At 32.8% G+C, this 19,728-nt stretch carries 20 protein-coding genes and 1 pseudogene; 5 read left to right on the top strand and 16 right to left on the bottom strand.

Going from position 1 to position 19,728, the window contains the following annotated elements; genetic code table 11:
- Positions 1 to 216: 216 nt before the first annotated feature.
- The 4 genes from CHB72_RS26130 to CHB72_RS00145 are packed head-to-tail and all read right to left on the bottom strand — an operon-like array spanning position 217 to position 1,066.
- On the bottom strand, positions 217 to 363 hold the full coding sequence (locus CHB72_RS26130) for a hypothetical protein (protein WP_176431107.1): 147 nt from the start codon (positions 361 to 363) through the stop codon (positions 217 to 219).
- 28 nt (positions 364 to 391) lie between these two features.
- On the bottom strand, positions 392 to 622 hold the full coding sequence (locus tag CHB72_RS00150; protein ID WP_089280835.1) for a hypothetical protein: 231 nt from the start codon (positions 620 to 622) through the stop codon (positions 392 to 394).
- Between the two features lie 45 nt (positions 623 to 667).
- Positions 668 to 823 (bottom strand): hypothetical protein, encoded by a 156-nt coding sequence (locus CHB72_RS26125; protein WP_176431106.1) that lies wholly within the window; start codon positions 821 to 823, stop codon positions 668 to 670.
- Positions 824 to 871: 48 nt separating this feature from the next.
- Complete coding sequence (locus tag CHB72_RS00145; protein WP_089280834.1) at positions 872 to 1,066, bottom strand: helix-turn-helix transcriptional regulator; 195 nt, start codon at positions 1,064 to 1,066, stop codon at positions 872 to 874.
- 256 nt (positions 1,067 to 1,322) lie between these two features.
- On the opposite strand from CHB72_RS00145, the gene CHB72_RS00140 reads away from it, so the two are divergent.
- From CHB72_RS00140 to CHB72_RS27170, 3 genes are all read left to right on the top strand, one after another.
- On the top strand, positions 1,323 to 1,667 hold the full coding sequence (locus tag CHB72_RS00140) for a helix-turn-helix domain-containing protein (RefSeq protein WP_089280833.1): 345 nt from the start codon (positions 1,323 to 1,325) through the stop codon (positions 1,665 to 1,667).
- Between the two features lie 219 nt (positions 1,668 to 1,886).
- A complete protein-coding gene (locus tag CHB72_RS00135) occupies positions 1,887 to 2,168 on the top strand; it encodes a helix-turn-helix domain-containing protein (protein ID WP_089280832.1) in 282 nt (93 codons plus the stop codon).
- 4 nt (positions 2,169 to 2,172) lie between these two features.
- Positions 2,173 to 3,834, top strand: a complete 1,662-nt coding sequence (locus CHB72_RS27170; RefSeq protein ID WP_089280831.1) for a recombinase family protein — start codon at positions 2,173 to 2,175, stop codon at positions 3,832 to 3,834.
- Positions 3,835 to 3,857: 23 nt separating this feature from the next.
- Here CHB72_RS27170 and CHB72_RS27165 read toward each other — a convergent pair.
- The 7 genes and pseudogenes from CHB72_RS27165 to CHB72_RS00095 all read right to left on the bottom strand — a co-directional run.
- Positions 3,858 to 4,199, bottom strand: a pseudogene (locus tag CHB72_RS27165) (sigma factor); the annotation flags it as partial.
- Between the two features lie 238 nt (positions 4,200 to 4,437).
- Positions 4,438 to 5,589: a DegT/DnrJ/EryC1/StrS family aminotransferase gene (locus tag CHB72_RS00120; RefSeq protein ID WP_089280829.1), complete on the bottom strand. Its 1,152-nt coding sequence runs from the start codon at positions 5,587 to 5,589 to the stop codon at positions 4,438 to 4,440.
- A gap of 51 nt (positions 5,590 to 5,640) precedes the next feature.
- Positions 5,641 to 6,384: a YheC/YheD family protein gene (locus CHB72_RS00115; protein ID WP_089280828.1), complete on the bottom strand. Its 744-nt coding sequence runs from the start codon at positions 6,382 to 6,384 to the stop codon at positions 5,641 to 5,643.
- 121 nt (positions 6,385 to 6,505) lie between these two features.
- Complete coding sequence (locus tag CHB72_RS00110) at positions 6,506 to 7,573, bottom strand: glycosyltransferase family 4 protein (protein ID WP_089280827.1); 1,068 nt, start codon at positions 7,571 to 7,573, stop codon at positions 6,506 to 6,508.
- Positions 7,574 to 7,934: 361 nt separating this feature from the next.
- Positions 7,935 to 8,351 carry a hypothetical protein gene (locus CHB72_RS25785; RefSeq protein WP_089280826.1) on the bottom strand — a complete coding sequence of 139 codons (417 nt, stop codon included), beginning with the start codon at positions 8,349 to 8,351 and terminating at the stop codon, positions 7,935 to 7,937.
- A 72-nt stretch (positions 8,352 to 8,423) separates the two neighbouring features.
- Positions 8,424 to 9,452, bottom strand: a complete 1,029-nt coding sequence (locus CHB72_RS00100) for a glycosyltransferase (protein WP_089280825.1) — start codon at positions 9,450 to 9,452, stop codon at positions 8,424 to 8,426.
- A gap of 19 nt (positions 9,453 to 9,471) precedes the next feature.
- Positions 9,472 to 10,455, bottom strand: coding sequence for a glycosyltransferase (locus CHB72_RS00095; protein ID WP_089280824.1), 984 nt, complete (start codon positions 10,453 to 10,455; stop codon positions 9,472 to 9,474).
- Positions 10,456 to 10,553: 98 nt separating this feature from the next.
- Here CHB72_RS00095 and CHB72_RS00090 point away from each other — a divergent pair, with 98 nt between their 5' ends.
- Entirely contained in the window at positions 10,554 to 11,549 is a 996-nt protein-coding gene (locus tag CHB72_RS00090) for a DUF4855 domain-containing protein (protein WP_089280823.1), read from the top strand.
- A gap of 62 nt (positions 11,550 to 11,611) precedes the next feature.
- Here the strand turns inward: CHB72_RS00090 and CHB72_RS00085 are convergent, their stop codons facing one another.
- From CHB72_RS00085 to CHB72_RS00065, 5 genes are all read right to left on the bottom strand, one after another.
- Positions 11,612 to 12,598, bottom strand: a complete 987-nt coding sequence (locus CHB72_RS00085; RefSeq protein ID WP_089280822.1) for a glycosyltransferase family protein — start codon at positions 12,596 to 12,598, stop codon at positions 11,612 to 11,614.
- Positions 12,595 to 13,545 (bottom strand): NAD-dependent epimerase/dehydratase family protein, encoded by a 951-nt coding sequence (locus CHB72_RS00080; RefSeq protein ID WP_242974988.1) that lies wholly within the window; start codon positions 13,543 to 13,545, stop codon positions 12,595 to 12,597. Before CHB72_RS00080 ends, CHB72_RS00085 begins: the two co-directional genes overlap by 4 nt.
- Positions 13,542 to 14,564: a CgeB family protein gene (locus CHB72_RS00075; protein ID WP_089280821.1), complete on the bottom strand. Its 1,023-nt coding sequence runs from the start codon at positions 14,562 to 14,564 to the stop codon at positions 13,542 to 13,544. The genes CHB72_RS00080 and CHB72_RS00075 overlap by 4 nt, the downstream gene beginning before the upstream one ends.
- Positions 14,565 to 14,654: 90 nt before the next feature.
- Positions 14,655 to 15,671, bottom strand: a complete 1,017-nt coding sequence (locus tag CHB72_RS00070) for a Gfo/Idh/MocA family protein (protein WP_176431104.1) — start codon at positions 15,669 to 15,671, stop codon at positions 14,655 to 14,657.
- Complete coding sequence (locus tag CHB72_RS00065; RefSeq protein WP_089280819.1) at positions 15,671 to 16,252, bottom strand: acyltransferase; 582 nt, start codon at positions 16,250 to 16,252, stop codon at positions 15,671 to 15,673. The genes CHB72_RS00070 and CHB72_RS00065 overlap by 1 nt, the downstream gene beginning before the upstream one ends.
- Before the next feature lie 262 nt (positions 16,253 to 16,514).
- Here CHB72_RS00065 and CHB72_RS00060 point away from each other — a divergent pair, with 262 nt between their 5' ends.
- Positions 16,515 to 19,493 (top strand): methyltransferase domain-containing protein, encoded by a 2,979-nt coding sequence (locus tag CHB72_RS00060; RefSeq protein WP_089280818.1) that lies wholly within the window; start codon positions 16,515 to 16,517, stop codon positions 19,491 to 19,493.
- Positions 19,494 to 19,728: the final 235 nt, after the last annotated feature.

The following is a 19,728-nucleotide window of genomic DNA, read 5'->3' as shown; positions in this document are numbered from 1 at the left end:
TTTTTTCCTCCTATCATCGTTTATTTGGTTACTGCTTGTCCCACCTTATCCCTTAATGGTAAAATTTGCTTGAAAGGGGGTGATTGTTTTGTCATGACAGATTGTTTGTCCTTTATCTGCATGTTCTGATAGCTATAAGCAATGTCATCCTGATTGCAAGTTGCTTCAAAACGGAAAATGCCTTTTAGTATTGTTTTTAGAAAATGCTTGTAAAAATTAAGACCTTAAATTTTTAATGGCAACCGATAAACTCTCAACTGCTAACGTATTAATTGGCTCTCTGGTTGCCTCTTTTTTTAATCTTTTAAGTAGCTCACACAGAGCCTCATCCTTTTTTTCTTCTACTAATGATATATCTTTCATCCTTTGTCCTCCTTTGTTTTTGGATTGTTTAGTTGCATGAAATTGTAACAGTTGCTGCATTCTTTTTCTTTTCCATCTTCCTATGTACTTCTTCTACTACTTCTTTAGCAAATTCTATTTTTTTATCATGATTTACTGGCAATGCATTAATTTGCTCTGAAATAACTTCTAGCCAAAACTGACTGCATTTTTGAGTAAAATACTTTCTATCAGCTTTTGTATCAAAATTCTTGACTTTGATACCTATCGCTTTTCCCATATCATCCACCCCCGCTAATAAAACATATTAAATTGATAGGTTGTATTATTCGCTATTTCCAAAATGTTCGGGTGTAACTTTATATACCGTTACCATAACTTCTTTGAGTATTTTTTTAAGTTCTAAATTTTCTTCTTTTAAAATTGTAATTTCTTTTTCTAACCTACTAATTTTTTTAAAGTCGTTAAAGTATTTATCCATAAAAACAAGTCTCCTTTCTAATTTATACTCCACAAGCGTAATTTGAGTTTAAAAAATATCGTCCAAAGACATGTTCAACACTTTAAAAATAGCAATTAATGTATCACGTCCTGGACTTTTTCTTCCTGCTTCTATATCACAAATTAATTGAGGGCTTTTGCCAATTGATTTAGCTAATTTGGTTTGTGTCATGTTTCTTTTCTCTCTTTTTTCTCGCATTATTTCTCTGAAATTTTCGTTCATACCCACACCTCTTTTCTGAAAATCATGTATAAAAATTACTCTTCTTGCGTATAATTATATTACGCGAGAAGAGTAATTACAAATCTAGGATATCCCTTTATTATTCAATATATATCGAAATAGAGCGAATAAATAAGTGTTACTTACTTTTTCTAATAATTTCAAGACTTTTCAGCGTTTTACGCAAAAAATACATCTTTACACTTGTAGCGTAAAATATTATAATGTAGCTAATAACCAGAAAGGAGTTCGTATAATGAATATTGGACATAAAATCAGAGAATTAAGAAAAGAAAACAAATTAACATTAAAGGAACTATCAAAGAAAACTGATTTATCTATTTCTTTTATTTCAGATATCGAAAACGAAAGAAGGAACCCTAGATTAGATAATTTAAGGAAAATAGCAAGTGCTTTGAATGTAGAAGTAAGTGAATTACTGGGGGAATCCGAATCTTTTATAATAAAAGAAAATCCTTCTAATTACACTGTGGATGAGTTAGAAATAGAAATAGAAAGACTTAAGCCCAAAATAAGACAATTGCCGCAAGAAGAAAAAGACAAATTGTTTAAGATGATAAATGCCTATTTAGAGGAATAGGGATTACCCCTACCCCTCAAGAAATTTAATTATTTTAGTTATTAATTCCTTTAACTTTTTGTTTTCTTCTTTAATTTCCCCTATTTCTCGTTTTAATAACTCTATATTCATCTATCTCCCTCCCTTATGTTTCTTTAAGTTAATTATATCATCTAAAATATAACTAGCAGTTATATTTTAGACACTTTCTGACACTTTCTGACATTTGGAAGCTTTTACATGTGGCAATTTCCGACAATTTTCGTGATAATTAGAATTATTAATTATACAATCGGAAGTGATGCCAATTTGAAAAAAATAAGAATAGAAATGGGCGTAACACAGAAGCATCTAGCAAAAATGATGGGAGTTACACAAGTATATATAAGCAGAATTGAGAACGGAGATATTGAAGGTTTAACTATGAGAAACTTCCTTAAATTAGCTAAAATCTTAAAAGTAAGCCCCTTTCAGTTATTAGAACTATTATTAGAGCAATACAAAAAATATAAAAGAAGGTGAAGAGATGAAAATAGCTATATATTCTCGTAAATCTAGATTCACTGGCAAAGGTGAATCTACAGAAAATCAAATAGCTTTATGTAAAGAATATGCTGAGAAACATTTAAATGCTATAGAAAATTTTCTAATTTATGAGGATGAAGGTTTCTCTGGTGGAAATATAGAACGACCTCAATTTCAGTTATTATTAAAAGATGCCAAACAGAAAAAATTCGATGTTTTAATTTGTTATAGGTTAGACCGTTTAAGTAGAAGTGTTGGAGATTTTTCTTCTACCATGGAAGATCTTCAAAAGAATAATATAAGCTTTGTATCGATTAGAGAGCAGTTCGATACTTCTACTCCTATGGGGCGAGCCATGATGTATATAGCGAGTGTATTTGCTCAACTTGAAAGAGAGACTGCTGCAGAAAGAATTCGAGACAATATGCTGCAACTTGCTAAAACAGGTCGCTGGCTTGGTGGTGTAACCCCTACTGGTTACTGCAGTGACCAGATAGTGTATTCAGATACATCTGGAAAAGAGCGAAAAATGTTTAAACTTACTCCCGTTCTAGAGGAATTAGAGATAGTTCAATTGATTTTTGAAAAATATATAGAATTAAAGTCTCTTACTAAAGTAGAGCAATTTTGCATAATGAATAATATCAGAAGTAAGAATAACGTTGATTTAGCTAGATATTCTATCCGTAGCATACTTTCTAATCCTGTTTATGCAGTTGCAGATAAAACCCTTTATGAATTCATGAAAGAGAACGGATATGAGGTTTATGCAAATCAAAGTGAATTCACCGGAGAATTTGGAATAATGGCTTACAATAAAACACATCAGGATAAAAAGGGTTCATCTAGTAGATTTAGAGATGTTTCGGAGTGGATTGTGGCCATTGGAGCTCACCAAGGTATTATTCCTAGCGAAAAGTGGATTAAGGCTCAAAGGTTATTGGTTAGAAATAAATCTAAGACTTTTAGGAAAGTCAAAAACAATACATGCCTATTATCCGGGGTCATTCGCTGTGGTAATTGTGGAAGTTATATGCGACCTAAAATGGGAAAAGAAAATAAAGAAGGAGTGCAGCTTTTTTATTATATGTGTGAAATGAAGGAAAAGAGCAAAAGAACTAGGTGTGATATTAGTAATGTCAAGGGGAACGATCTCGATGTAATGGTAATTGATGAAATTAAAAAAATGACCATGTCCGATTCTGACATAAACGGAAATATTCAAGCTGATAAATTAAAACTTATTACTTCTGAGAATGCCATCTTAAATGAAATATCTATGCTAGAAGCGAACATCAAAGATAATGAACAGGCTATAAATAACCTAGTCTCCTCATTATCACAGGGACAAACATCCTCTGCAGCTAAATATATTATTAAGCAGATTGAAGAATTGGATCAGCAAACCTCAAAAATGAAAGAAGGTTTATTGAAATCAAGAGAATCTCTCGAAAAGAACCAATCTCAAAATAGTAGCCTTGATGTGATGAAGGATATGCTTTCATCTTTTGATGATACTATAGATATGATAGACGTTGAAGCCAAGAGAACATTTATCAAGAGCATTGTTGAGAAAATAGTGTGGGATGGGAAGAATGCAGAAATGGTTATGTTTGGTGCAAATTCAGAAAAAAAGCAAATGCCGCCAACGGAAATGGAATAATGTTTCCGTTGGCGAGGGATAGCATTTTCTATACATCTTGCGGCGTAGGTAGCCAGCCTTGTTCCTTTGCTCCTATCAAAGGTAGTAATTCCCTTAATTAATCCAATGGTTCCAATAGAAATTAAGTCATCTACGTCAGAACCAATATTGCCGTACTTCTTGACAATATGTGCTACTAATCTTAGGTTTCTTTCCACCAAGATATTTCTTGCTTCTTCATCCCCCTCTTCAAAACGTTCCAGATACAGCTCCTCTTCTTCTGGTGTTAGAGGTTGGGGAAAAGAAATATTACTAGATACATAGGATACACCAAATATAAAAGGTTTTACTATCCCAGAGAGTAATTCTGCTAAGAAAACCCACATATATATCATCCCCCTTAAAAACCTATATAATAGGTCACTTTAAATAATATGTTTCATGATATATATATGTGCATGTACTGAAGTAATTTAGGGATGTCAATCTATGTCCTTTATATATTTGTCGCTTATTCAAAAGCTTTAGAACAATAGAATACCCCGTTAACTAAACTGTTAGCAGGGTATAACTATATACTAGATTAGTTGGAATTAAATTATCCTGATTAAAAAGAAAATCTAATTATCTTGTAAAAAAGCTTGTGATAGCATCTACAATAATTTCTACTTCTTCATTAGTCAACTCCGGAAACATCGGCAAAGATAATACCTCATTACAAGCATCTTCACTCACTGGAAAATCACCCTGGTGGTGGCCTAGAGAAGAATATACTTTTTGCAAATGTAACGGAATTGGATAGTAGACTGTAGAGGCAATCCCGTAGCTTTTCAAATGATTTTGTAGTTCGTCACGTTGCTTGGTTTGGATTGTGTATTGATGATATACATGGTAAGCGTAGTCTGGTTCTTGAGGAAGTTTTATGGAGAATCTGTCAGTCCTTATATGTTCTTGAAATAGATTATTATATAGTATAGCAAGTTCCCGACGCCTCTGAGTCCAAAGTTCAATATATTTAAACTTAAGATTTAGGATAGATGCTTGTAATTCATCTAGTCTACTATTAAATCCTAACACATCGTGACAGTATTTGTTTTTCGCTCCATGAATCCTCAATAGCTTTATTTTTTCAGCAATTTTAGAATCTTTTGTAACAATCATTCCTCCATCACCAAAAGCACCTAGATTTTTAGTTGGGAAAAAACTAAAGCAACCAGTATCTCCGAAAGAACCTACTTTTTCTCCACAATACTGAGCTCCTATAGCTTGAGCTGCATCTTCTATAACTCTAAGATTATTTTTCTTAGCAATTTGCATAATTGCATCCATTTCAACTGGGCAACCGAACAAATGAACAGGAATAATTGCCTTAGTTTTTGAAGTTATTTTTTCTTCTATCAAGTTCACATCAATATTCCAAGTTTTAGGGTCTATGTCAACAAAAACTGGCTTAGCACCCACTCTGCTGATGGCGGCAGCGGTAGCAAAAAAAGTGAATGGAGTTGTAATAACTTCGTCTCCATGGCCTATTCCACAGGCTATTAAAGATAAATCTAGAGCATCACTCCCACTGGCCACACCAATCCCATAATTAGCTTGACAAAAATTCGATACCTTGTCTTCTAAGACTTTTACGTTTTCATTGAGTATGAATATCCCTTGATTAACAACTTGTAAAAAACACTCAAGAAGCTCTTTCTCTAGCATGCTGTTTTGGCGAACAAGAGTAAAGCTGGGGATATTTATTTGATTGTTCTGTAGTAGCAAATTACTCATTCCTTTCTAATTATCCTCTATACTAATGTATGAATAATATATATAGATTACTTATTTCACCATTTTTTGACTACGTTTTATTATGTTTCTGGCTTGTTCGTATTTTTCCACAGATAAAATATCATTCACAAGCTTACATCTTCCACATTCAGGTTTTTCATTTGATTCTATAAACCATATCTTTCCATATTTATCTATAGCCATATCTAGCCCAACAATTGTTATAGGTAATTTATTTCCTAAAACACTAGCTATTTGATGCGATAAATCAATTATTTCTCGGAAAGTGACCATGAAATCTTGTTTTTGATCATATTCTTGCAAAACCTTGTGTAGCAAATAGTCTTTAGCTCCTTTTGCTACATTAGTTACTATAGCATCTTGACAACTAGCTACCTTAGCCGAAGTTAAAGTAACACGCCAGGCTCCCCATACTTTTTGCAATACAATCCTCATGTCAAATGGATTATTATGATAAGTTGCTAAATCTATTCCTTGTTGAATGATATATTTTGGGGGATTAATCATTATTTGTTTTAAAGACGGTACTAGGTTTATTTTATCTACCTTTTTTGTAGTTTTTTCAAAGGAAATTGCATATCTGTTATTATTTATAAGTTTTACACGTATAACACCATTTCCCCCACTCCTATCGTTTGGCTTTAAGTATATCATTGAATATTTATTTAACATACTCCTAAGAGTCTTGTAATGGTACCAATTGGTTTCAGGTAAATGTTGTGCTACTATGGGGTCCTTGGTTAAAATATCATATTGCCTTATTTTATTTCTCAATCTACTTTACCTCCCATGCTTTAAAATTCTTAATCAATTTTCTTAATTTCAATAATTATCTTTACTTTATAGATAATATTGAAGCTGTAAGCAGGTGATAGACTTTCTACTATTTTATTTTTTACACATTTTTTGGGGAAGTATAGAGCTGAAGAGCTTCTTCATAAACTAAACAGGTCTCCTCCACCATTCTTTTTATATCAAAGTTATCCTCTGCAATTTTTCTTGCCATTTTTCTTGCTCCTTCCAGTTGAACGCGACGATGATGAAAATTAAGTACATCCTTTACAATCTCCAAAGCATCTAATTTAGCATATCCATGTTTGAGAGAGCCGCTAAGCACAGGGTTTTTCCCGTTTTCAAACCATTTTCTTCTAACCATACCCCCATAGCCTTGACCTATCAGAAATCCCACATTCCCACAGGCCATTGCCTCTCTCAATGCACGGCCTCGAGCAAATACGATATGACTCCATTGTAAATATGGCAAAGGGTCATGTACCCAGCCACACCTTTCCATATCACCGATATTGGCGCCTAAAGCATACCCAACAACTTTTCCTTCAACAGGAATACCTTTTTTCTTGAGAATACGGATTGCTCTCGCCAGGTAGGTAACCCCACTTGCAGTTGGGCCATTGGTTCTACCCATCCAAATAATTCGTAAAGGTTGATTCGTTGTTTTAGTTTTTCCGGGTCTATAGCGTTCTGTATCAATTCCATTAAATATAATCCGAATTTTCTTCTGATAATCAATACCTGCTGACTTTGCCACCTCTGGTCCAATAGCAATAATACCTTTTGCCTGCTCCATTGCAGGGCCATGAAGCTTACTCCAGTTTGATATGCCATGGAGGGTCATCACATAGGGAATATCTAGTTTCTTAGAAGCTTTTATAGCAGCTGATAAGACGATAGGTGAATGAGCATGTATCAAATCTACTTCCATATTTTTAATTTTTTGCAATAAGTCTTCACCAGATTCATAAAAAAAATGATTTATACCATTTAAGGATTCTTCCATAGTCTCCATATCTTTTCTAGTTAATCTAAACATGCGTATGGTATTTGTGTTATGAATTAGGCCTATAACAGGTTGTATGCCGCGTTTTTGCATATATAAGGCTAGCTCTTGTACATGGGTAAACACACCGCACTTTGCGATAATAGAAAGAAATAATATCCGCAATATTAGCACCTACTTTCTAACTCATTTTAAATGGGATTTTATACTACTTTACTTTTGATTGTCAGTGGTCACAAATGTGCAAATACTTTAATATGAGCATCTGCCTATCATTAGTATATGCATAAGTGCGTCGGTAGTGCATATTGCTTTATAGATGTTAAGCTAAATTTCTCCTATGTAAATAGGATTTAGAAGAATATATTATGCTCTGCTGTCTAGGGTTATAAAAGCTCAAAACTAAAACTGGCAACAAAAATAAAAGAGAGCAGGAATATTATTTTCCTGCTGGTTTCAGTAAAAATATATTTAAAGCTACCACTAAGATTTATACTTAGACACATGTGACCAAATAAAGATTTAATTAAACAGTGTCTACGATTAGAAAAGGAGGATTATTTTCAAGGTACTTAATATTCTTTTTTTCTAATTCAATATAGATACCATGATTATATTTACGGCTTAAAATCCACTTTTTCCCAAAAGGAGTGATATCAACTACCAATTCTCTCTGCATTGGAGCGCATTTCAATATCTGTTTTACAGTAGAACAGGTGGGAAAATTTCCTACTTTTATCCCTTTCTCATTCCATGCTGTTATAATCTCCTTCATATACGCATTGATGGGTGTCACAGATTTGAGAAGTGGCAGATGAAGAATCGTAGAAGTTACCCTCATGTCACGAGGAATGTTGCCCATGTTAAAAGAAACAAATAATTTATTCTTTACAACAAAAAGTCTTTTGGGTAGGAGGAACATTTTTTTCTCAAGAGAAACCAAATCAAATCACCATCCTCATTATAGAAAAATAAATAATAATCTACTTACCAATAAATTAGTGAATACAATGACTTAACCTCTTAATAAGTTTTCATAAATTGAAATTAATTGTTTAATTACCTTAGAGCCCTCATGGTACTTTTCTACATACCTTCTTCCTTCTTTCCCAATTTCATGACGTTTCTCAGAATCTTCAACCAGCTTTTTTAGTTGATCGTATAAATTATCTGGGTTTGCAGAAACAATTGGCAAATCATCAGGATACATTTTCATCAGGTCTGGGCGTATATAACAAATAACAGCTTTACCCAGAGCCATAGCTTCTACACTTACATTCCCATAGGCACCACATAATATTTGATCAATAACTATATCTGCTTGCTGATAACATTTTAGCGCTTCTTTATGACTTTTCCCTTCTATATTAATATATACCAATGATTTTTCTTGTTTTAATCGATTGATTGTTGCTTCAATAATATCTGACCCTTTAAATCCTCTGTGTGTTGGAGCATGAACAATAATGGGGGATTTAGCATCTGTTTTCGGATAAAATGGTTGAATTATTTTATTGTTAATCAGACGAGGTAATACGTAAACTGGTTTTCCCCTTTCTTGATAATAATCAATTACATATTGATACAATTCGTAATCTTGAACAATAGCAGCATCCATGGTTTCAGCAAAAAATTTTAAATTCCGAGAAATTACTTCATCGCTTAAATAGTTTGCAGTATTTACATAGGGATTTATATAATTTTTACCTTTCCTTGCAAGGGTTTCAAAACGAACATCATTACCACGATGATGCATAATCATTTTTTTACCAGCTTTTTTAATCATACAAATATCTCTATAATCTTCCATTACTGAATAACCGTTATGAAAGTGAAATATATCATAATGGTCAATAAATTTTTCGAGAACTTTAATTAATTCATATGCTTCTGTTTGAAAAATGCTTTCATATTTCAAATAGTTATCGAAATAATTAAATCCAAAGGCCTTATAACCTGCTTCTCTCAAAAACTCACAGATTAGCCCCACTTGACCAGCAATTTCCAAAGGTACATGCACTACTTTAGGGTTAGTAAATGACATTGGCTATCCCTCCTAACTTTTAAAGTTGTTGATATATCTTGCATAATTGATCTGTCACAACACCCATTTCATGATACTTCAATACATACTCACGACTTGCACGACCTATTTGGGCTAAACTACTGGGATTATTGATAAGTCCAGATAATACTTCGTAAACTGTTTCAGGTTTTGAATTGACTATAGGTAAATCTACAGGAAAATTTTTTCTTACATCTTCTCTTATAAAAGCAATAACCACCTTACCCATTGCCATGGCTTCTACACTAAGCATGCCATAGCTTCCACACATCAGCTGATCTATGACAATATCTGCTTCCCTGTACGCCTGGAGGGCTTCTTCATGACTCATATTTTCTATAGCTTGATAGATGAATTCAGTGTTTTGTTTTAATTTGTGGATCGCTGCCTCCACATAAACTGAACCTTTAAAACTTCGGTTTGTGGGAGCATGAATTACTTTATATATTTTCTTGCTAATATCAGGATAGCTTACTGGTAAATCGTTTATCTTACATGCTAAAGGCAGCACATGAACAGTTTTATAATAGTCTTTTACATAAGGATATACTTCATAGTCCTGAACAATAGCCGTATCGATATATTTTGATAACATGGATAGGTTATTGTGTATTTCTTCATCACTCAAGTAACTACTGGGTAAAGCATAAGGGTTAAGCTGCCTTACCTTAGCCATGCTTCGAACATCGTTCCCCCAATGATGCATCACTATTTTTTTTCCTGCCTCATGAAGATAAGAAAGATCTAGATATTGACGGAAAAATGTATTCCCATTGTGAAAATGTATTATATCACTATATTTATCTAAAGTATTAATAAGTTTAGATAGTTCATAAGCATCTGTATTCATAATTCTGCCTCTGTATTTTAGATAACTATGAAACCAATTATAGCCGCTTGAATAATGCCCCTTTGCCCGCAACCCTTCACAGAGAATGCCCATCTGACCTGCAATTTCTGTTGGTGCATGAACAATCTGCATGATTATCGCCTCCTTAAACTTCCTTCGAATACTTACTCATAACATTTTTTCTATTATTACATATTCTGTATAGAGAAAACTTGTGAGGAGGAATTTTTATGAACCTTAATTATTTATCTGCTAAACAACTTAATATTAAAAATCATCTAGCTGTGCTTCCTTGTGGAGATTTGACAGACAAAAAAATCATGAATTGGACTGCCCTAGAATTGGAACCATATATTTCTTATATTTTACAAGGAAAAAGCATTGACACCATGTTTGGAGGGTTCATTTTTAACCCTATTAGTACAAGAGAAAACCGCTATATCTATCCACTATATGCCACTTTTGGAGACTTAGCTGATAAAGTAGATTGGCAATTAGCTATTGATAATCTTTTCGAAAAAAATGTTAACTTTCATGCAGCTGCACTAAGTAAGTGGCAGCTTGATATTTGGGTAGCATTACCCTACCCCCTTCCCTTGCAGAATAACTTTGGCATAATCAATAACCATAGTTTAAATTTTGAACAAGAAAATGATAGATTCCGGTCATTAAAATGGTGGATTGAAAGTTTTCTTGAGCGTTGGAAAAAAGAAATTCATTTACACGCTACACTTATCTTTAGAGGTTTTATGTGGCAAAGGGATGCCATCAACCACCAAGATACTTCCTTAGTAAAAAATATTAATAAATATATCCACCAGCAGAACCTATTGACCATGTGGCTGCCTAATCATGGAACCAATAACGTTACAGAGTGGAAAAATTTAGGCTTCAATGCAACATGTCTCAACTCTAATTACTATGGAAACACAAGTTATGATTACCAATGGATTAATCATACTGCATCTTTTGCCAAATTTTATCATACTGGCATGCAAATCTACTATGGAAAAGGAAATATTTTTAATGACAAACATCTAATTGACTATTTGAATTTAGGGCTACCTCAGTACAATAACTACATGAGAGACTGTTTATTGGTATATCACTTCCCTAATCAGAATTTGAAAGAAGTATGCGAAAAAAAAGTGGTGGATTATATTAGACTCTACAGCTTCATCAAAGGAATATATGCAAAGGTTTCTTATCCACAAATGCCTTATTAAATCAGTCTCTTACTCAAAACAACTCCTATCTTAGTACTGGAGTTGTTTTGAGTACCTCCTTTTTAGTCTAGCTTAGAATAGATGGATAATAATTTATCTACCACGACACTTCTTTCGTGAACCTTCTCGACATACTTTCTCCCTCTAATCCCTAAATTCTCTCTTGCACCAGGATTTTCTAATAACATTTTTATTTTTTCCTTCACATTGTCCGGGTTTCCATTCACGATAGGTAATTCAGGAGAAAACCTCTTTGCCACGTCGGGACGTATAAAAGTGATTACTGGTTTTCCCAGAGCCATACACTCTACACTTAAAAGACCATAGGAGCCGCATCGGACTTGATCCACAATGATATCTGCTTCTTTATAGAGCTTAACTACTTCCGCATTGCTCATTTTTTCTATCCGTCTATAGTCAAAGCTGTGTGTAGCTCTTAATTCTTCGATTGCCTTTTCTATAAAAACAGTCCCCTTAAAATCTGGATTCGTAGGTGCGTGTAAAATAAGAGGCCGTTTTTTTGTTATATCCGGGTACGACGGTGAAAATTTACGCAGGTCAATTGCTAATGGTAAAATATGCACCTTTTGATAATATTTCTCTACATAGGGCAGTACCTCATAATCTTGGACAATGGCTTCAGAGACATATTTGGAGATGATTGAAAGCTTCCGATGAATCACTTTATTAGGTGGTGAATCTCCTGTATACACATAGGGATTATTTACCCTGGCCATATCATGAAAGCGAACATCATTTCCCCAGTGATGCATGATTGCTTTTTTACCTTTCTTTTTAATTTTTTGTAAATCTCTAAATTGGTCTTCTATACTGGTGTTATAATGATAATGGAATAAATCATAAAAATTGAGAATATGCTTAAATGTCTTTCGTAACTCATTGACATTTGTGTTAATAAGGTGATCCTGATATCCTAAATAGGAATGAAAGGTATTATATGCACCAGCTATGTTTCCTTTTCTCTTTAAACCACCACATAGAATCCCCATTTGTCCAGCTATCTCAACAATGCCGTGAAAAATTTTCATAGTCCTTCTTCCTCCTTCAACCATTGAAAAGTCTTTTCTAGTCCTTCAGAAAGGGAATATTTAATCTTCCACTGTAGTTCTCTTTGAAGTTTTGAAGAATCTATATTTCGTCTTCTTACTATATCAACTGGTCGTTTCTGTTTAAATTCTATTAAGCTTTTTGGAGATTCAGTGATTTTCTTAACTTCCTTTGCCAACTTTAAAATGGATGTTTCTACTCTTGTTCCTATATTATATACCTGACCGATGGCTCTTTCCTCCATAGCTACAAGCAAAAATGCTTCTAATACATCTTCTATAAAAGTGAAGTCCCGTGTTTGCTCTCCATCCCCATAAATGATAAGAGGCTGATTTTTCCTAACAGCTTCAAAAAACTTAGCAACTACTCCACAGTATGGATTCGAGGTAGTTTGACCTGACCCAAAAACATTTGATAAACGTAGCACTGAAACAGGTAGTTGATACATATGATAATAGACACTACAATAATGCTCAGTAGAAAACTTACTTGCTGCATAAGGCAATTCAATATTATAATAGCTTTCTGATGTGGGAAGAATAGCTGCATCACCATAGACAGAAGCCGTAGAAGTATACACAAACCGTTTTAAATTGGAGCAATGGCTATATGCACTTTGGAGCATCAAAAATCCACCAAATAAATTTGTATGAAAATCTAAATCTAGGTCATTAACAGACTTTATAATATTAGAACAGGCTAAATGAAAAACATATTCCACCTTTGGCATAATACTTTGTAATACTTTTTTATTGGTTATATCTTCTTCAATAAAGGTGATTTTTGGAGAGTTGGGTATCGCCTCTCTCCGTCCAGTTGATAAATTATCAATCACATAAATATGTTGACTTATGGGCAAAATTTTCCTGATAAGTTGGGAGCCTATAAAACCTGCACCACCAGTAACCAATACCCTTCCCAAAATCATAATACTCCCCTCCTTTGTAAACCCTTTCTCCATTTTAATTTTATTAAGAACTCTGCCTTTGGCCAAATTTTAGTAATATGTTGACGATAAGTGTAATTTTCTATTACTTTCCTATGAGCATTAGCCCCTATTTTATATCTTAATTCCGGTCGATTGAGATAATATCGCACCAGTTCAATGGTTTCTTCAGGTGAACTGGTAAGAACAAGCTCTTTTTTATCTTCAAACATTTCTGTAATTTCCTGGGTTCTACTGGTAATCATAAATGCCCCTGATCCTAATATTTCAAAAGTACGCTGTGACACCTGATCTACAGCATTTTGCACACCTAAAACAATTTTTGATGAGCAATAAACAGAACCAGACTTTCCATACAAAAGATATCCTTGCAACCAATCACGAGGGACAGTTTTTCCAAACTCTTTTGCTATGAGTGCTTCATTTTTTTGCCAATCCGAACCCCAAATATGAACCTTTTGCCCTATTTCTATCAAGGGAAATAGTAGGTGCTGAAGACTATCATAACGATAAGTTTTTTTAAAAAGATGTGCGGAGCCGACAAAAGAAATATCATATATTTCTTTTGCGCCCCTTTTCTTTTTAGGAAACATTCGTGGATTAAACCCAAAGTTCAAATAACTAGCGGGAATACCTAGTTTCTCGTATTTCTTAATACAACCTGGGTGAATGCTCCACACTAGATCTGGCCTAGTACGTTGAACATATGGAAGTGACCAATCTTTATGGTTAATTAGATCTTCTGTAGCCCAGTATAGATGGAAAAGTCCGTATTTCTTACATAACCCAGCTATTCTATCAGCAAACAGAGAAAAAAGCCTGCGGTTATAGCCTACAGTAATTAGAATATCAGGTTTAAAATAGGCAATCCCACTCTCTACTTCTTTAGGTACCCATGATGGCTGGTACATTATTTTATGACCCATTTGGGCTAATGAATCTCCTAGACTATTTATACAATAGGTACGGTGATCTAGGAATAGAATTTTGTAAGCCTTCATATATTTTCTCTCCTCTTTAAAAAGGTAGCTCCCGATAAAAAAACAAACCTATACTATATTGTATTTTATGATTTTTACCATGATAAAGTGTTATAAGATAACTACTTTCTGTTTTCTACTGGATACATAGATGGACTCAATCAATTCTAGAGATTTTCTGCCAGCATCACCATCAATTAAAGGTTTTTCTTCTTTAATAACAGAATGAATAACGCTTTGATAATACGCATCATGTCCAAAACCATAAACAGAATCAGGATGAGTAGAAAATTCATTGACTATTGCATCAGCATCGACAGTATCACTAAATTCCCAATGTAAAATTTCATTAGCTGCAATTCCCCCAACACGAGCTGTCCCTTTTTCTCCAATAATTGTGATGGAACCTTCAAGATTCCTAGGATACGTTAACATTGAAACATTAATTGTAGCAATGCAACCAGAATGAAATTTGATAATAGCCGAGCCGGTATCCTCAGCTTCTATTTTTCTTGCTAATGTGTCTGTCTGTGCCATTACAGATGCCACTGGTCCACCAAACCATTGAACAAGATCTACATAATGGGAAGCTTGATTACAAAATGCACCTCCATCCAAATCCCAAGTTCCCCTCCATTCTGCTAAATCATAATATTCTTGAGGGCGTGACCAAAAAACATTAGCTACGATCATAAAAAGCTTCCCAAAACGTCCACTGTCAATAGCCTTCTTTACCATCTGAATTGAAGGATTCAAACGATTCTGTAATACAACAAAGAGGAGAACATTGTTCTGATCACATGCCTTTATTAGTTTATCTGCATCGGCTAATCTGACTGCCATAGGCTTTTCGGTTAAAACATGCTTTCCATGATTGGCTGCCATTATTCCATGTTCTGGGTGTAATCCCGAAGGAGTACAAATACTGATTAAATCAATGTCTTCTCGTTTTAATAAGTCTTCATAATTGGTGGTCCAATAGGGGATGTTGTAGGTTTTTGCAGCCTCTTTTGCTCGTTCCCCAATGATATCACAGCATCCAACTATCTTAACATCCTGTAGCTTTCTGATAGCCGTGAAATGATTTTTAGAAATTCTACCACAACCAACAAGACCAATACGCACCATTAGCACCTCCCTATTTCCTTAACGATATTGTCCTCCGTCATTTCATATTCATATCCGCAAGAAGCACATTTTGCAAATCTATTTTTAAATACTAATTTTTCTGAACATCTGCAAACCCATCCCATTTGTTTTGCTGGCACTCCATATACAAAACTAAAATCTGGTATATCCTTAGTCACTACTGAGCCAGCCCCAATAAATGCATATCTACCGATGGTGTTTCCACAGACGATGGTGGCATTTGCTCCAATAGATGCACCTCTTTTAACTAAAGTTTCTCTATATTCATCCTTTCTTTCGATAAAACTCCTTGGATTAATTACATTGGTAAATACCATTGAAGGTCCAAGAAATACCTCATCTTCACAAATTACACCAGCATATATTGATACATTATTTTGAACTTTAACAGAATCTCCTAGAATAACACCTGGAGCAATAAATACATTCTGAGCAATAATACAGTTCTTACCAATTTTTACATTGCTCATTATATGAGAAAAATGCCAAATCTTTGTGTTTTCGCCAATTTTGCAAGGCTGATCTATAAATGATGATTCATGAACAAAGTAATTAAACATTGTGTCCTCTCCTTCTTTTCTATTGAATTTCATTCTTTCTATCCATATATTATGAAAGGTATATGTTAAGGGTGAATTTTTGCTTTACAAAGTTTAGGGTTGACCTTAAATTATTAAGGAAACTTTTTTAAGATTAAAAATAGAATTTTTCATAGTCCTTTCTCTAAATTAATTCTACAAACATATATATAGTATGTAGATAGATTAGATTGAGTTGAAAATATGCAAAAAACATACTTTTTATAGAATGGATGTGAATAATATGCAAGAAAATCAAACAGCTAAAGCACTTCAAAGCACACTTAACATAAAAGGCGACAAGTTAATAGAAAATGCCAAGCCTGAAGAAAAAAGAAATAGAATAGCATTTTTCGTTAGACGAGGTGGAGAAGCTTTTTTAGATGATATTATTAATGACTTAGCAAAAGAATATGAAACTAATAAAATAATAATTAAGACAAATGAAGATTTGGGACTTATCGATAAGTGGATGGATTGGGCAGATATTTGTTGGTTTGAATGGTGTGAGGGGCTTATTATTTATGGAAGTAAGTTGGCACTAGCAAAAGAAAGGAAAATCATATGTAGATTGCATAGTTACGAAGCTTTTTCAAACTATCCATCTCAAGTTAATTGGAATAGCGTAGATAAGCTAATCTTCGTAGCAGAACACATCCAAAAATTTGTTATAGAAAAATATAAAATTAATAAAGAAAAAACAATTATCATACCTAATGGAGTAAATATTAACAAATGGGTCTTTAAAGAAAGAAATCATGGATTTAAAGTAGCTTACGTTGGATATATCAACTATAAAAAGGGACCAATGCTTCTATTGCACACATTTAAAGCTATATACGATAGAGATAATAGATATAAATTTTATATTGCAGGTCAGTTTCAAGATCTTAGAGATTCTTTGTATTTTCAACAGATGACTAAAGAATTTGGACTTGAGAATAATTTTTTCTTTGAAGGATGGCAACAAGATCTAGATAAGTGGCTTGAAGACAAAAATTATATCGTGTGTACTAGTGTATTGGAATCACAAAATATGAGCGTAATGCAAGCCATAGCAAAAGGAATAAAACCAATCCTTCATAATTTTGCTGGAGCAAAAGGAATTTATCCAAAAAAATATTTATGGAATACAATAGACGAGGCTGTGAAAATGATAACTGAAAAAAGTTACGATGCTAGGGAATATAGGAAATATATAGAAGATAATTATTCATTAATAAAGCAACTAAAAGCAATAAAAACTATGATAAATGAATTGATAACTAAGGATAAAATGATTAAGGAATTTAATTATCAAGAATATTGGAATCAAAGGCTTCATTCAAGATTTAATATTGAAGGAGTAGGCTATCTAGGATTAGGAGAAATCTACAATAAAATTCTCTACCAAAATAGAATAGATATGTTAGATGGCGTGATAAACAAAGCATTTGATAACATAAGCAATAAAAAGGTTTTAGAGTTAGGTCCAGGAATAGGGATTTTTACTGACTACTTTCATAATAAAAGTGTCAAGGAATATTATGCCATAGATATAGTTGAAAAAGCTGTATGTGAATTAAGCAATAAATATAAAAACTATCATTTTAAGCAAGGTGATATTTCTGACGGTCATAATTATGAAGAAAAATATGATTTAATTTTTGCCGCAGCTGTATTACTTCATATTACTAACGAAGATAATTATAAAAAAACAATAATAAATATATCAAAACATTTAAAAGATAATGGAATTTGTATCTTGCTTGAACCCATAAGTGTCATTAATACTAAAAGTGAAGCGCCACATGTTATAATACGAGATAAAGAATATGTAAAAAAGGTTCTAGAAGATAATAATTTAGAATTGATAGAGATGCTTCCAGTTGCATATTTTATGAATTATCCATTTGATAGAGGAGTTATTGGTAGCAAGGGAAGCTATGCTCTTGAAGCATTTAATTTAATTCGCTATGTGTTTTCAAATAATATATTTAGCAATGATGAAAAACAATTAATTGGTGAGTATCTATTATATAAAGAAAAACAATTACTATATCAAAGCAATTTTGGCTTATCTGAAAAATTATTGATCATACAGAAAAAAGAAAAAGAACAAAATACCAGTTTTAACTTAAAAGAAATATTAGATATAGATAATATAAAAGATACTATTAGAGTAATTAATGAAAATCTAAATCAAAGTAATATAGCACGCCATAATCTGTTTAATAAAATTAATGAACATCTATATCTTTTAGAAAAAGATGGCAATTTATCTTTAGATTATATTCAAAAAAAAATGAATGAGTTTATCCCATATAATCATTGTGATTTTGATAATTATAACTTTAATACAGCTCAAGTGATTATAGGTAAAAGAGAAAAAATAGTGGATAGCAATTATGAAGTGATTGAATTCATTTTAAAAAATCAAAACTCAAAGTTGATATGCACTAATATTTGGTACGATCTATTGAATAATAGATTTATTTTACCTGATCAAATGCGAAGAAGTAAAAATTCAGAACAAATTATAGATTTTGCAAAAAAAATATTAAGTTATGATCCAAAATTTACAAATAATATAGCAGGATTTATTTTCGATCAAGATATTATTGAAGATGTAAGAAAAAATTCTCTAGCTTATGTTTGGGAGAGAGGTATACCTGCATCCCAGTATATGCCATTATTAGGATATTTAAGAATAGTTGAAAGATATACTTTTGCGGCAGGTTTTATGAATAAAAGTCACAAAGTACTTGAAGCACCTTGCGGGTTTGGTTATGGTGCAGCTTACTTTTCGAAAATATGCAAACACGTAGATGCTTTAGATATTGCAGAAGACAATATTGCGTTTGCTAAAGAAGCTTACAGACATGAAAATATCAACTGGGTAAATGGAAATGTTACAACACTACCCTATAGTGATAATGAATTTGATATATATGTCTCTTATGAAGTTTTTGAACATCTACCAATTGATCTAGTAATAAAACATATTGAGGAAGGATATAGAGTTATTAAAAAGTCTGGTAAATTTATAATATCTACACCTAATAAAGAGACAAGGAAACATATTAATAATCCATTTCATGTAAAAGAATATGAATTTAATGAATTTAATGAGATCATCAAAAAATATTTTAATAATGTTAAATATTACTCTGTGAGTAATTTTCAAGTAGAAGAAGGAATGAAAGAAACAGCGTATACTATGATTGCTGTGTGTGAAAAATAGGGATGCCTTCTCCATGAGAAGCATCTCTCATAATTTACATTTTATTACTGCTAATTGTTCTCAGGTTAGCCCCGTAGCTCTAGAAGCTCCTATTGGGTCAATAACTCCATCTCCGTCAAACAATAATACCAGGAGTAAATTTAAATTAAGTTTTCCCATTTCCCAATGTTATCCAAAACAATTACAATCTGCCCTTATTAATATGTTAAATAAACTCTCATTTATTTTAATATCA

Origin of the sequence: Anaerovirgula multivorans, from assembly GCF_900188145.1 — a bacterium.
Lineage (GTDB): Bacteria > Bacillota > Clostridia > Peptostreptococcales > Natronincolaceae > Anaerovirgula > Anaerovirgula multivorans.
Note: the sequence above shows the minus strand (reverse complement) of the source record. Positions and strands in the feature narration are given on the sequence as shown.

Coding starts and splice junctions, on each gene's coding strand:
- CHB72_RS26130 (WP_176431107.1), bottom strand. CDS start 363: ATGAAAGATATATCATTAGTAGAAGAAAAAAAGGATGAGGCTCTGTGT.
- CHB72_RS00150 (WP_089280835.1), bottom strand. CDS start 622: ATGGGAAAAGCGATAGGTATCAAAGTCAAGAATTTTGATACAAAAGCT.
- CHB72_RS26125 (WP_176431106.1), bottom strand. CDS start 823: ATGGATAAATACTTTAACGACTTTAAAAAAATTAGTAGGTTAGAAAAA.
- CHB72_RS00145 (WP_089280834.1), bottom strand. CDS start 1,066: ATGAACGAAAATTTCAGAGAAATAATGCGAGAAAAAAGAGAGAAAAGA.
- CHB72_RS00140 (WP_089280833.1), top strand. CDS start 1,323: ATGAATATTGGACATAAAATCAGAGAATTAAGAAAAGAAAACAAATTA.
- CHB72_RS00135 (WP_089280832.1), top strand. CDS start 1,887: ATGTGGCAATTTCCGACAATTTTCGTGATAATTAGAATTATTAATTAT.
- CHB72_RS27170 (WP_089280831.1), top strand. CDS start 2,173: ATGAAAATAGCTATATATTCTCGTAAATCTAGATTCACTGGCAAAGGT.
- CHB72_RS00120 (WP_089280829.1), bottom strand. CDS start 5,589: ATGAGTAATTTGCTACTACAGAACAATCAAATAAATATCCCCAGCTTT.
- CHB72_RS00100 (WP_089280825.1), bottom strand. CDS start 9,452: ATGTCATTTACTAACCCTAAAGTAGTGCATGTACCTTTGGAAATTGCT.
- CHB72_RS00095 (WP_089280824.1), bottom strand. CDS start 10,455: ATGCAGATTGTTCATGCACCAACAGAAATTGCAGGTCAGATGGGCATT.
- CHB72_RS00090 (WP_089280823.1), top strand. CDS start 10,554: ATGAACCTTAATTATTTATCTGCTAAACAACTTAATATTAAAAATCAT.
- CHB72_RS00085 (WP_089280822.1), bottom strand. CDS start 12,598: ATGAAAATTTTTCACGGCATTGTTGAGATAGCTGGACAAATGGGGATT.
- CHB72_RS00080 (WP_242974988.1), bottom strand. CDS start 13,545: ATGATTTTGGGAAGGGTATTGGTTACTGGTGGTGCAGGTTTTATAGGC.
- CHB72_RS00075 (WP_089280821.1), bottom strand. CDS start 14,564: ATGAAGGCTTACAAAATTCTATTCCTAGATCACCGTACCTATTGTATA.
- CHB72_RS00070 (WP_176431104.1), bottom strand. CDS start 15,671: ATGGTGCGTATTGGTCTTGTTGGTTGTGGTAGAATTTCTAAAAATCAT.
- CHB72_RS00065 (WP_089280819.1), bottom strand. CDS start 16,252: ATGTTTAATTACTTTGTTCATGAATCATCATTTATAGATCAGCCTTGC.
- CHB72_RS00060 (WP_089280818.1), top strand. CDS start 16,515: ATGCAAGAAAATCAAACAGCTAAAGCACTTCAAAGCACACTTAACATA.